Raw genomic sequence first — 13,658 nt, forward strand, 5'->3', positions numbered from 1 at the left:
TTTGACTTACTCAAAAGTGAGTAGCCCCCTGTGCTGGCATTGTTTTTATCTATTTTATAAACGGCTTTTAGAGCAACTTTTAATCGCAATTTTAATTTCTAGTATTTATTAACTCTGTGACATTTATCCGATTGCTAAAACACGGTAAACTCATTTTTATTAGTGCAGAAAGTTGCGAATTATCAACGAATGAAAGAACAAACAAAGCCGTTACGTATTGCCTTGGTGGCAGGTGAGTTATCAGGTGATATTTTAGGTGAAGGGCTCATTAAAGCACTTAAAGTACGTTTCCCAGATGCTATTTTTGAAGGAATTGCAGGGCCGCGTATGCAAGCTGCGGGTTGTACAACGTTATTCGATATGGATGAGTTGTCGGTAATGGGGCTGGTTGAAGTGTTGGGGCGCTTACCGCGCTTATTAAAAATTCGCAAACAGCTCGTGCAACATTTTATAGATAATCCGCCTGATGTGTTTATTGGTATCGATGCGCCAGACTTTAATTTACGTGTTGAAAAGCCGCTAAAAGAAGCGGGTATCAAAACAATTCAATATGTGAGCCCCTCTGTTTGGGCGTGGCGTGAAAAGCGTATTCATAAAATCAGCGCAGCAACTAATTTAGTGTTGGCTTTATTACCATTCGAAAAAGCATTTTATGACAAACACAACGTGCCTTGCACATTTGTTGGTCATACGCTGGCTGATGATATTGCGCTGGAGCATGATCAGAGCAAAGCGCGTAATGCACTCGGTTTATCAGACTCAGACAAAGTATTGGCGCTTTTACCGGGCAGCCGAGGCTCAGAAGTGGGTCTTTTGAGTGACACTTACATTCAGACCGCCGCTAAACTACAGGCAGAAAACCCAGCACTGAAAATAGTGGTACCACTCGTTAACGAAAAACGAAAAACTCAGTTTTGTGACATTCTAGAAAAAACAGCCCCTCATTTAAAATTACAGTTACTCGATGGCCAGTCAAATCTTGCTATGCAAGCTGCCGATGCGATTTTACTTGCCTCAGGGACCGCGACATTAGAAGGCATGCTCTATAAAAAGCCAATGGTAGTAGGGTATAAAATAAAGCCAATGAGCTATTGGATATTTAAAACGCTGTTTACCTTTAACATCAAGTACTTTTCGCTACCGAATTTACTGGCCGATGAAGAGCTTGTCCCCGAGTACCTACAAACAGAATGTAATGTTGATAATTTAACAAATGCACTCACACCTATGTTAAATTCAGATAATAGTGAACTAAAAGCACGCTTTTTAGCGATTCATAAAGAAATTAGGTTAAATGCCAACGAACAAGCTGCAACAGCAGTCGCGGAGTTACTAAATGCAGATTGATCGACCACATGTAAATTATATTGCCGGTGTTGATGAAGTAGGACGTGGCCCGCTCGTTGGTGACGTAGTAACCGCCGCGGTGATCCTCGACCCTACAAAACCGATTGTGGGACTAGCCGACTCAAAAAAATTGTCGGATAAAAAACGCCAACTTTTAGCCGCAGAGATTAAAGAAAAAGCCCTGTGTTATGCCATTGGTCGTTGTAGCCCAAGCGAGATTGACGAGCTTAATATTTTACATGCCACTATGCTGGCAATGAGCCGTGCGGTTGAAGGACTCAGTGTAAAACCTGAGTTTGTATTTATTGACGGTAATCGCGTTCCTAGCCAATTAACCATACCTGCGCAAGCGGTGGTTAAAGGCGACAGCTTAGTGGAAGAGATTTCGGCTGCATCAATTCTTGCGAAAGTGGCCCGAGACGACGAAATGATTGAACTCGATAAACGCTATCCAGAATACGGCTTCGCAGGACATAAAGGTTACCCAACCAAAGCGCATTTTGCTGCACTAGAACAGTATGGTGCTATTAATGAGCATCGCAAAAGCTTTAAACCTGTGCAGCGCATTTTGGCGTTAAAAGGAGAGCAACGCTAATGCCTGCGCCGCAATTTGTTCATTTACGTGTTCATTCTGATTTTTCAATGGTGGATGGCCTCGCAAAAACAAAACCAATCGTTGCCAAAGCAGAAGAGCTACAAATGCCAGCGCTGGCCATAACAGACCAGATGAACTTATGTGGTTTGGTGCGTTTTTATGGGGCTGCACATGGCGCTGGAATTAAGCCAATTGTAGGAGCTGATTTTTGGTTACGAAGCCCCGAATTCGAAGATGAACCATGCCGAATAACTATTTTAGCCAAAGATAACGAAGGCTATAAAAACCTCACGTTATTAATCTCTAAAGCGTATCAACGCGGGCATGTTTTTCATCGTCCCGTGATTGACCGTGAATGGCTGGTGGGGCTCAAAAATGGCCTCATAATTTTATCAGGCGCAAAAGATGGCGATTTAGGCAAAGCATTACTTAAAGGCAATGCTGGCCTGATTGAGTCGGTGGTGAGTTTTTATAAGCAACACTTTAGTGACCATTATTATATTGAGCTTATTCGGACTGAGCGCCCATTTGAAGAAGATTACCTTCATTTAGCGGTAGAATTAGCAAGCCAAGAACAACTGCCCGTGGTGGCCACTAACGAGGTGGTGTTTTTAAAACCTGAAAACTTCGAAGCCCACGAAATTCGTGTTGCAATTCATGATGGTTACACCCTTGAAGATAAGCGCCGACCAAAACGTTTTTCTGATCAGCAATACCTAAAAACAGCTGAGCAAATGGCTGAGCTCTTTAGTGATATTCCTGAAGCGCTCGAAAACACCGTTGAAATTGCAAAACGCTGTAACGTAACCGTGCAGTTGGGCACCTATTTCTTACCCGATTACCCAACGGGCTCGCTCAAAATCGATGAATTCTTAGTTAAAGTATCGAAAGATGGTCTTGAAGAGCGATTGCAGTTTTTATTCCCCGATGAAGAAGAGCGAAAAGAAAAGCGCGTAGAATACGATGAGCGCTTACAAATAGAGCTCGATGTAATTAACCAAATGGGGTTCCCGGGTTACTTCTTAATCGTAATGGAGTTCATCCAGTGGAGTAAGGATAACAATATTCCAGTGGGACCAGGACGTGGCTCGGGTGCGGGCTCGTTGGTTGCATATGCACTTAAAATTACCGACTTAGACCCGCTTGAATTTGACTTACTATTCGAACGTTTCTTGAACCCTGAACGTGTATCCATGCCCGACTTTGACGTTGACTTCTGCATGGACAGACGTGATGAAGTGATTGATCACGTTTCGGCATTGTATGGCCGCGACGCGGTATCGCAAATTATCACCTTTGGTACCATGGCTGCAAAAGCGGTTATTCGTGATGTGGGGCGTGTACTTGGCCACCCTTATGGGTTTGTCGATCGCATATCAAAACTAGTCCCTGGCGACCCCGGTATGACGCTTGCGAAAGCGTTTGATGTAGAACCGCGTTTACAAGAAGCCTATGACGGTGACGAAGAAGTAAAAGAGCTTATCGACATGTGTCGCATTCTTGAAGGGTGTACACGTAATGCCGGTAAACACGCGGGGGGGGTGGTAATTTCACCCACCACGATCACCGATTTTGCTGCACTTTATTGCGACGATGAAGGCAAGTTCCCGGTAACTCAATTTGACAAGAATGACGTTGAAACCGCAGGCTTGGTTAAGTTCGACTTCTTAGGTTTAAGAACATTAACCATCTTGCAATGGGCGCTCGACATGACCAACGAGCGTTTAGCGCGCGAAGGTAAAGACCCCGTTGATATCAATGCAATCCCGCTTGATGATAAACCCAGCATTGACTTATTGCTCCGCGCTGAGACGACCGCGGTTTTCCAGCTAGAATCGCGCGGCATGAAAGACCTTATTCGTCGTCTAAAACCTGACTGCTTTGAGGATATGATTGCACTCGTGGCATTATTCCGACCGGGTCCACTGCAATCAGGCATGGTAGATAACTTTATCGACCGTAAGCATGGGCGTGAAGAAATATCGTACCCCGATGTACAATGGCAACATGAAAGCTTACAGCCAATATTAGAGCCGACCTACGGCATCATCCTGTATCAAGAGCAGGTAATGCAGATTGCGCAGGTACTGGCAGGTTATACCCTTGGTGGCGCAGACATGCTTCGCCGTGCAATGGGTAAGAAAAAACCTGAAGAAATGGCCAAGCAGCGTTCAACCTTCGAAGAAGGTGCAGAAAAGAACGGTATTGACGGCGAACTAGCGATAAAAATCTTCGACTTGGTCGAAAAGTTCGCAGGTTACGGCTTTAACAAATCTCACTCCGCTGCTTATGCATTGGTGTCGTATCAAACTCTGTGGATGAAAACGCATTATCCGGCCGAGTTTATGGCGGCCGTAATGTCGGCTGATATGGATAACACCGATAAAATTGTTACCTTGGTCGACGAATGTGAAAACATGAAGTTAACCTTGCTACCGCCTGATGTAAATGCGGGTGAGTACAAGTTTACGGTTAACTTAAAAGGCCAAATTGTTTACGGTATTGGTGCGATTAAAGGGGTGGGTGAAGCCCCAGTAGAAGCCATTTTAGAAGCGCGTAAAGAAGGCGGCCCGTTTAAAGACTTATTTGATTTTTGCGCTCGCGTTGATTTAAAACGTTTAAATAAACGCGTAGTAGAAAAACTTATTTATGCGGGGGCGCTGGATCAGTTAGGCCCTGATAAAACCCAGCCTGGTCGTGCAACATTGTTAGCTAGTTTAAAAGATGCCATGCGAGCGGCAGACCAGCACCATAAAGCGGAGTCGCTTGGTCAGGCTGATTTATTTGGTTTATTAGCCACAGAGCCAGACGAAGTTGAACAAGCCTTTATTAAAGCCCCAGACCTTACGGATAACGAATGGTTAGACGGTGAAAAAGAAACGTTAGGGCTGTATTTAACGGGCCACCCGATTAATCAGTACCGAAAAGAGCTTAAATATTATACTTCGGGGCGTTTGGTTGATTTGCAGCCAACGAATCGCGATGTGCAGTCAACCGCTGCAGGCTTAGTCATTGCGGCGCGTACGCTCATAAATAAAAAGGGAAATCGTTGGGGTCTTGTAACTTTAGATGACAAGAGTGCCCGTATTGATGTACGCTTATTCCCAGAACAGTTTGAAATGTACCAAGATATGCTGCAAGTTAACAATATCTTGGTAATATCTGGACAGGTCAGCTTTGATAACTTCTCCGGTGGCATTACAATGACCGCCAGAGACATATGCACCATTGCTCAAGCGCGAGAAAAGCGTATAAAAGCGATTAAAATGACGCTGAATATGGTGCAGATCGAGGCGAACTTCTTCGATAATTTACAAAAAGTGCTTGAACCTTATAAGTTTGGCACGTGTCCTATTAAAGTATTCTATCAACGTCCTGATGCGTTGGCTGAGATTACGTTAGGAACCGAATGGTGTGTTACGCCTAGTGATGACTTAATTCACAAGTTATCACTGATGGCGGCGCAAGATGTAGAACTAGAATTTAATTAATTAGGTAGTTTAGAGCATGAGCCTCAATTATCTTGATTTTGAGCTTCCAATCGCAGAATTAGAAGCAAAAATTGAAGAGTTACAAAATGTAAGCCGCGCTGGCGAATTAGACCTTGGATTAGAAGAGGAAGTCAGTCGATTAAAAGAAAAAAGCGCTGAAATGAAAGAGAAAATTTTCTCTGAGTTAGGTGCTTGGCAGGTTTCACAGTTAGCCCGTCATCCGTTGCGTCCTTATACTCGTGATTACATCGAGCGCATTTTCACGGAATTTGACGAACTAGCAGGTGACCGTACTTTTGCTAACGATCCCGCTATTTTAGGCGGTGTTGCGCGTTTTGAAGGCCAACCAGTCATGGTTATTGGTCAGCAAAAAGGGCGTGATACAGCTGAAAAAATCAAACGTAACTTTGGTATGCCAAAACCAGAAGGCTACCGTAAAGCATTACGTTTAATGGAAATGGCTGAGCGTTTCAAAATGCCTATCATGACATTTATCGACACGCCGGGAGCATACCCAGGTGTTGGTGCAGAAGAACGTGGTCAATCAGAAGCGATTGCACGTAATCTTAAAGTGATGGCTGCATTAAAAGTACCGACTATCTGTACTGTTATTGGTGAAGGGGGTTCGGGTGGTGCATTGGCAATAGGCGTGGGTGACCGCGTAAACATGTTGCAGTACAGCACTTACTCAGTAATTTCACCAGAGGGTTGTGCATCAATCCTTTGGAAGAGTGCAGATAAAGCGCCTATCGCTGCAGAAGCAATGGGTGTAACAGCTGCGCGTGTTAAAGAACTAGATTTAATCAACAACGTGATTGAAGAGCCACTGGGTGGCGCACATCGTAACTACGATGCAATGGCGCGTAACCTTAAAAATCAACTAAAGCGCGATTTAGCTGATTTACAAGGCTTGTCACTTGATGAAATGCTTGATCAGCGTTACAAACGTTTAATGTCGTTTGGTTATTGCTAATTAGCATAATGATGAAAAAGCCGCTTTTGCGGCTTTTTTTGTTTTATAATACAACGCAATTTATTTTAAGCGTGCCAGTCGATGTTAACTTTGCCACTTTATACCGATTTTCGTAAAGAACTTGAGCCTTTAATTACAAAGGGGCACAAGGCGTATACTGTTGCCTTGTCTGGTGGTGTCGACTCTGTGGTGCTTTTGCATTTAATGGCTGAATTACACCGTGAAAATACGGCACTGAGTGTAGATGCTGTGTATGTAAATCATGGCTTGAGTGAATATGCAGGGCAGTGGCAATCATTTTGTGAAACGTTAAGCCGCTCTCTTGCAGTGCCATTTAAAGCAATAAAAGTGAACATTGAAACACAAGCACGAACCAGCCTCGAGGCGCAAGCCCGAGACGCACGCTATGATGCGCTCGATACGCATAGTCCAAAAGGCAGCGTGTTGTTACTAGGTCAGCATTTAAATGATCAGCTTGAAACGTTCTTTTTGCGCCTAAAGCGTGGTTCAGGCTTGCAAGGGTTAAGTGCAATGCAACAACAAAGAGTGTTGTCATCTGGGCGTGTATGCTTCAGACCCTTGCTTAATGTGACACGCCAGCAAATAGAGCTATTTGCTGAACAGCGTGGAATTCAACATATTACAGATCACTCAAACAGCGACGAGCGCTTTGACCGTAATTTTTTACGTCATCAGGTGATCCCCGTTTTAAACGACCGCTTTCAGGGCTTTGAGAAAAGTGCTGCGCGCAGTATTCGCTTATTACAGCAGCAACAATCACTGTTAGATGAATACACAGAAACAGACCTTGCGCACTGTCAAAATAAACACGGCGGTTTAAGCTGTTGTGCGATTGAAGGTTTTTCTGATACGCGTAAAGCAAACCTTGTGCGCGCGTGGCTCAAGCAATTTACACATCAAATGCCCTCTGAAAATCAGCTTAAGCAAATTATTGAACAGGGCTTAAACGCACAGGCCGATGCCCAATTAAAAATCTGTTTAGCGAGCGGACAAGTTCGTCGCCATCAACATTACTGGTATTTCGTTACAGAACAGCCAATACCCAAATCATGCGACATAAATATTGAAACCGTAACCTTATCGGATGGCCGAACTTTAAGACTTAAAACCGGTAAAGGAATTCGATTGCCAACGGCTGATGAGCAGGTGAAAGTGGTGTTTAATTGCCCGCAAGCGCGCATAAAGCCGCTTAAAAAGCCGGGGTCAAATACGCTCAAACATTGGTTTAAAGATGCGAAGGTCGCTCCTTGGGTTCGTGCACAAGTGCCGCTTATTTTTTATAATGATCAGCTTGTTCAAGTGGTTGGCTATTTTATCAGTGCTACGCACAGTTCAGATGAAGGCATTTTTTGGGAGAGTGAAAATGAGTGAACAGGCTCATGTTGGTTTATCGCTAGTTAATAAAGCACCGCTGGGTTTTATTGTGTCGATTATAGTTGCGGTTATTGCCGGTTTTTCGTTTGCTGAGCTTGAAATGAGTACCTTGTTTTATGCGCTAGCGGGGGGCGTTGCGTGCTCGTTATTGCTGTTAGGGTATTGGTCAGGCAAAGGCGGCGTGTTTTTTATTTTAGGGGTGTTAACACCCCTCGCCCTCGTGGTTGTGTCGCCACTAACGACAATGGCTGCTTTACTTTATTTACTGAGCGGTTTTTTTGCAGGTTTTTGGTTGGTATTACTCGGTTATAAATTGGCTACAAAAAAGCCTAGCGGGGGAAGCTAGGCTTTTCGTAACGATATTTGCGAATTGTTTTGCGCTTTAAAAATGTGACTTTTAGTACGCTTTTGCGCAGTTTCTACCCGCGGCTTTAGCACGGTATAGGCCTTTATCTGCGCGGGCAAACACTTCATTTTCGCAGTCTTGGTTATTCGCAAGCGTAAACCCTATGCTCGATGTTACAGCGTATTGGGCCATTATGCTTGATTGCGAGACTAAACGCATAACGCGATCTGCGATGACTTTGTTAGTGGTAAATTCAGGGTCGTCAATTAACAGCGCAAATTCATCGCCACCAAAGCGAAAAATTGAATCTGTGCCTCGTACACAGTTACGTAAAACGTTAGCAAATTCTTGTAGTACGTCGTCGCCAATTTTATGACCGAAATTGTCGTTCACTTGTTTAAAGTTGTCTAAATCGAGCAACATTAAGCTAAATGGACGATGCTGACGGCGACAACGCTCTAGTCTTTGTGCCAAGCTGTCATTAAATTGACTACGGTTATTTAACCCCGTTAGCGCATCTTTTGTTGCCAAGCGTAATACACGTGTATACATAATTGCATTACGAAGCGGGTAAACAAGCGCAGCATGTAATTGCTGTAGTTTGGTTTCGATAGCTTGCCCCATAGGAAATTGGCTAAAATAAATTAGCTGACCTAAACGCTCACTTTCTAAATCTAAATCAAACGAGTAGGGAGTGTGCGTGGTATCGCTGTCGACACTTTCAGACACACCCAAAGCCGATTGAAACTGCAACCCAGACAAATTGATGAGCTGTTTTGCATGCTCGGCAAAAATAGTCAAAATCCCCTCAATAGACAGGGTTGTTTGTAACTTTGTCACTAAGTCATGTGTATTGTGCTGTTCACTTATTCGGTAACGTTCTGCCGAAAACGGCATAAAGTCGCCTCTTGCAGTCACTCGCTGCGTCAAAATATGGACATTTTCCATGATTGTTCTCCCCCCGGAGTGTTAGATACTCCTTAGTAAAGCGAAAGTTGTGCCACTTTTTTAAACTGGCTGAAAAACATATGGTTGCTATATTTAAACGAGGGTTCGGCTTTATCATTAAGTAGAAGGAGGTAATTGCTTGCAAAATGTGCTGATTCAAGCCTTTGGGTTACTCGTAGCTGCGGTCATTTTTGTTTGGTTTTTCAAGCGAATTGGCTTACCTCCTATCCTGGCGTACCTCGCAACGGGTTTATTAGCGGGGAGTCATGGTATTGGCTGGATGGCACAAAGCCACGAAATGCACTTTGTAGCTGAGCTAGGCATTGTTTTTTTACTGTTTAGCTTAGGGCTTGAGTTTTCAGTACCGCGCTTAATGGCAATGCGCAATATTGTATTTGGCTTAGGGTCACTGCAAGTGGTGATCACAAGCCTAGTGTTCATGTTGATTTTACTGTTACTTGAGTACAGCCTACTTAATAGCTTTACGATTGCGAGCTTAATGGCTTTATCATCAACGGCAGTGGTCGTGAAGTTACTCAAAGAATCAGGTGAGTTAAATCAGCGGCGTGGTCAGTTAGCAATTGGCGTATTGTTGTTTCAAGATATCGCTGTCGTGCCCTTACTAATTATTTACCCCTTACTTGCTCAAAGTGGCTCTGATGAAATTGTTGGCGCACTTGCCTTTGCATTAACCAAAGGTGCTTTTGTGTGTATTTTGTTATGGGCAATAGGCAAGTGGGTACTGCCTAAAGTCTTTAGAGAAATAGCGCTTGTTAGAACCGACGAACTCTTTGTGCTCACCACATTGTTAGTGGCATTGTTTGCAGCCGGTTTAACGTATTTGTTTGGTCTTTCTATGGCGCTGGGAGCGTTTTTGGCCGGTATGATGCTCGGTGAAAGCCAGTACCGTCACCAATTAGAAGCCGATATTAGACCGTTTCGCGATATTTTAATGGGGCTGTTTTTTGTTACCGTAGGAATGCAATTAGATATTTTGTATGTGCTGCAAAGTTGGTATTGGATCATTGCGGTATTAGTCGGTTTATTATTTTTTAAAATTGCGGTTCTGGCTATTTCTGCACAGCTTATAGGCGAGCGAAAGCAAGATGCCGTTGCAGCAGGTATTATGCTGTGGCAAATGGGCGAATTTGGCTTTGTGTTGATTGCACTCGCTTCACAGCATTTATTGATAAGCTCAGAGCAAGCCTCATTTTTAATTGCGGTCGGCGTGTTGTCTATGGCACTGACCCCTTACCTTATTGAAAAAACACCTGTTTTACTAAAGCGTTTGGGTTTGCTTTCTCAGCCAGGGCAGTATTGGCAACAGCCTGCTAATAGCAGCCCCTTGTATCATAACCATGTTGTTATATGTGGGTTTTCGCGGGTAGGGCAAACAATCGCTCGCTTTTTAAAGCCCGAAGCCATTGAGTACGTTGCAATAGAAAGCAACCCCATTTTATTGCAAGAAGCAAAAGCCGCAGGTGAGCCAATTATATTTGGTCATGTAAAACAAAAAGATATTTTAAAATCTGCAGGGGTTGAACGCGCTCGTTTAGTGATCATAACGTTTACAGACTTTGAGCAGACGCAAGTCGTGGTAGATGCGATAAAACAAATTGCACCCACCGTTAAGATACTCGTACGTATGCGTGACGACTCTCAGCTCGAAACCCTAAAAGAGTTAGGTGTCACAGAAGTAGTACCAGAAACCCTTGAAGCAAGTTTAATGCTCGTATCACACGTACTGTATATGTCGGGTGTACCAATGACCCGTATTATTCGCAGAGTGAGCAAAGAGCGCCGCAATCGTTATCAGTTTTTAAATGGATTTTTTACCGGTGATAAACTCGACAGCGAAGAAAGCAGCTCAGACCGATTAGAGTACTTACATGTTATCGCTTTACCTGAACACGCATTCGCTGTGAATCACATGATAAGCGAACTTAAGCTTGAGCAGCGCCGAGTATCAGTTCGTGCATTACGTCGTCAAGACCGTGAAATAGAATCGCCCTCAGAGCAAACGGTTTTGCTCGCCGGTGATATTTTGGTATTGCAAGGCAAACCACGCAGGGTAGAGCGCGTTGAACGCTTTTTACTTGATGGATTAGACTAACAGATCAGTTACTCTAATTCTAAAAATTTCCGTATTTCTGGCAGTTTTTTAAGCCCATCTTGATAACCAATCTCGATCAATTTTTGGGTGTAACGTTTTTCGAATAACAAGTAACTCGTTAAACTGGATTGAGAACGTTTTTTCACCCCGATCATGCGCAGCAACACTTTAATAGCTAATGGCATATCATCGTAATACTGCGCAGCAATCATATTAAAGTTTTGTGATGGATTGATAATACAGGTTTCAATTTGTTTCAGTTCTTGGTGCTTGTCACGCGCTGGTAATAACCCAAGCGTACGATTAATACGCTGTAAACGTTCTAAATCAGACTGCAATGTGTCGGTAAAAACACTATCTAACAGGTGACCTGCAATATTAGACAGTCCCGGATAGTGGGGTTGATAACCAGGTGGGTGCAACTCTTTGGGTGCATCGACACCAATAATAAATATTTTTTCAGCCCCTAAATGCACAGAAGGACTTAACGGCGACAATTGGTGAATTGAACCATCGCCAAAGTAATGGTTGTACACATTAACACTTGGAAACACCATTGGAATGGCACTGGATGCCATTAAGTGTTCAACATTAATGCGGGTCGCTTGTCCCTCGCGTTTAGCTCGCTGCCAAGGCTGTTGGGTTAACGACTGAAAAAACGCCACAGAGTCACCCGTTGTATAACTAGAGGCTGTGATTGATACCGCATCAAGGTAGTTTTTGTGAAGATTACGCTCAATGCGTGCTAAATCGAGTATCTCGTTAAGCAGCTTTCTTAACGGTTGATTATTTAACAAGCTTGCGGGTGGGTGGTTAATATGTTCAGACTGAAAGCTCGTTAAAATATTGCGAGTGAGGTGTGAAAATACACTTAAAAAATCACTTTTATAAACTTGCGAGGTAGAAAAATTGCGCCATACCCATTCAAGCTTTTTACTTGCTAAGTGAGCACAAGAAGCATAACAGGCAAGCGCAGCGGAATTAATTGCGCCGGCTGATGTCCCATTAATAATGGTAAAAGGTAAAGGCGCAGTGCGAGGCATACTTTGTGTGATGGCTTTAAGCACACCCACTTGATAAGCCGCTCGGGCACCACCACCTGTTAATAATAAAGCGATTTTTGAGTGTTGTGTTTTTTTTAACTTACTGCTCATGGTTGCATTTAAATCGTTGTGCGTCTTTACTTTATTTATCAACTGTAAGTCTTTAAGCTAGAAGAAGCAAAGTTTACCTTACTGGTAATATTAATTTTGTCGTGTTTTTTTGTCTGTTTTTTTGTCTGTTTTTTATATTAAGGGAGTGTGTATGTCAGAGCATTCGTCAGATACCGAATTAGAAAAGCGTCCTGGGAATAACAATCTCATTTTTGCAGTTGTTATTGTTATTATTGTAGCCTGTGTTGCGGCGTTTATTTTTTTACAGCCAGACGACAAACCGACGCAAGTAGTCGAAGACGTTGTTATCGAAGAAACGCCAATGGCTGAATATAACGAGCCAGCGCCGGAACCCGAAGTAACAGAGCCAACCCCAGAGCCTGTTGCGGTTGAACGCCCAGAGCAACGAGCTGTTGAACCTGAGCCAGAGGTTAAGCCTTTGCCTACATTAAACGACAGTGATGAGGTCGTGGTGGCTCGTATGGATGAATTATTAACAGATCAAGTCATGAGTTTAATGGTGACCGATGATCTTATTCGCCGTGGTGTGGTTTATGTTGATAACCTAGCCAAAGGCAAAGTTGCATTGAGCCATGCGCCCGTTGAGCGCCCTAAAGAGTCATTCATGGTTATCGAAGGGGATATTTTAACGATTGACCCAAATAGTTATGAGCGTTACACCCCGTATGTAAAATTATTTACCAGCTTAAGTGCTGCACAAGCGATTCGTATTTATGACGAATACAAACCGCTTATTAATGAAGCATACGCAGAAATTGGTTATCAAGGTGATGCCTTCACGCAAACACTTGAAGAAGCGATTGATGTACTACTCGATACCCCAGAACCCAAAGGTGATATGCCGTTAGTGCGTAACTCAGTGACTTATCAATATGCTTATTCAGAATGGGAAAACTTACCCGATGCGCAAAAACAATTATTGCGTATGGGCCCAGAAAATATGAAAAAAGTAAAAGCAGCATTGCGTAACATAAAAGCTGAACTTGAAAAGTAAGCATAAAAGCCCCTAAATACAGTGCGATTGTATACCAAGTATGCAATCGCACTTTCTTTTTCGAATACCCCTTGAATAACGAGCCAAAAGTAGAGATAATCCTCCCGCGCCAAACAAGGCCCTCAATGGTAGTCTTATTGGTCCTCTCGCAACACTAGCAGGTGAACCTGGTCAGGCCCGGAAGGGAGCAGCCACAGCGTGTGACGTGTGTGCCGAGATGTGGCTGGTAAGACTGCCACCCAAATTCTTCTTGGGTTGTTGTTTGAAGTATAAGTCTGCAA

At 43.5% G+C, this 13,658-nt stretch carries 10 protein-coding genes and 1 other RNA gene; 9 read left to right on the top strand and 2 right to left on the bottom strand.

The genetic code is table 11. The features are described 5' to 3' along the window. Positions 1 to 189: 189 nt before the first annotated feature. The 6 genes from lpxB to GZH31_RS05490 all read left to right on the top strand — a co-directional run bounded on the left by lpxB (position 190) and on the right by GZH31_RS05490 (position 8,147). Positions 190 to 1,347: a lipid-A-disaccharide synthase gene (gene lpxB, locus GZH31_RS05465; RefSeq protein ID WP_036969702.1), complete on the top strand. Its 1,158-nt coding sequence runs from the start codon at positions 190 to 192 to the stop codon at positions 1,345 to 1,347. Further along, entirely contained in the window at positions 1,337 to 1,942 is a 606-nt protein-coding gene (rnhB, locus tag GZH31_RS05470; RefSeq protein ID WP_075594266.1) for a ribonuclease HII, read from the top strand. The genes lpxB and rnhB overlap by 11 nt, the downstream gene beginning before the upstream one ends. Further along, on the top strand, positions 1,942 to 5,433 hold the full coding sequence (gene dnaE, locus GZH31_RS05475; RefSeq protein ID WP_074988618.1) for a DNA polymerase III subunit alpha: 3,492 nt from the start codon (positions 1,942 to 1,944) through the stop codon (positions 5,431 to 5,433). The genes rnhB and dnaE overlap by 1 nt, the downstream gene beginning before the upstream one ends. Positions 5,434 to 5,449: 16 nt before the next feature. After that, a complete protein-coding gene (gene accA, locus GZH31_RS05480) occupies positions 5,450 to 6,406 on the top strand; it encodes an acetyl-CoA carboxylase carboxyl transferase subunit alpha (protein WP_036969697.1) in 957 nt (318 codons plus the stop codon). An 81-nt stretch (positions 6,407 to 6,487) separates the two neighbouring features. Then, the gene (tilS, locus tag GZH31_RS05485; protein ID WP_180311457.1) at positions 6,488 to 7,798 is read left to right on the top strand and encodes a tRNA lysidine(34) synthetase TilS; all 1,311 of its coding nucleotides are present in this window, start codon (positions 6,488 to 6,490) and stop codon (positions 7,796 to 7,798) included. Further along, a complete protein-coding gene (locus tag GZH31_RS05490) occupies positions 7,791 to 8,147 on the top strand; it encodes a hypothetical protein (protein ID WP_036969693.1) in 357 nt (118 codons plus the stop codon). Before tilS ends, GZH31_RS05490 begins: the two co-directional genes overlap by 8 nt. Positions 8,148 to 8,198: 51 nt before the next feature. Here GZH31_RS05490 and GZH31_RS05495 read toward each other — a convergent pair whose 3' ends face one another. After that, positions 8,199 to 9,095: a GGDEF domain-containing protein gene (locus tag GZH31_RS05495; RefSeq protein ID WP_036969691.1), complete on the bottom strand. Its 897-nt coding sequence runs from the start codon at positions 9,093 to 9,095 to the stop codon at positions 8,199 to 8,201. 139 nt (positions 9,096 to 9,234) lie between these two features. Here GZH31_RS05495 and GZH31_RS05500 point away from each other — a divergent pair, with 139 nt between their 5' ends. Then, positions 9,235 to 11,208, top strand: a complete 1,974-nt coding sequence (locus GZH31_RS05500; protein ID WP_118844140.1) for a monovalent cation:proton antiporter family protein — start codon at positions 9,235 to 9,237, stop codon at positions 11,206 to 11,208. Positions 11,209 to 11,216: 8 nt separating this feature from the next. Here GZH31_RS05500 and GZH31_RS05505 read toward each other — a convergent pair whose 3' ends face one another. After that, the gene (locus GZH31_RS05505; RefSeq protein WP_036971648.1) at positions 11,217 to 12,362 is read right to left on the bottom strand and encodes a patatin-like phospholipase family protein; all 1,146 of its coding nucleotides are present in this window, start codon (positions 12,360 to 12,362) and stop codon (positions 11,217 to 11,219) included. A gap of 151 nt (positions 12,363 to 12,513) precedes the next feature. On the opposite strand from GZH31_RS05505, the gene GZH31_RS05510 reads away from it, so the two are divergent. Then, a complete protein-coding gene (locus tag GZH31_RS05510) occupies positions 12,514 to 13,377 on the top strand; it encodes a DUF3014 domain-containing protein (protein WP_180311458.1) in 864 nt (287 codons plus the stop codon). A 135-nt stretch (positions 13,378 to 13,512) separates the two neighbouring features. Next, positions 13,513 to 13,609, top strand: an RNA gene (ffs, locus tag GZH31_RS05515) — signal recognition particle sRNA small type. Positions 13,610 to 13,658: the final 49 nt, after the last annotated feature.

Source organism: Pseudoalteromonas sp. JSTW (assembly GCF_013423925.1).
GTDB lineage: Bacteria > Pseudomonadota > Gammaproteobacteria > Enterobacterales > Alteromonadaceae > Pseudoalteromonas > Pseudoalteromonas lipolytica.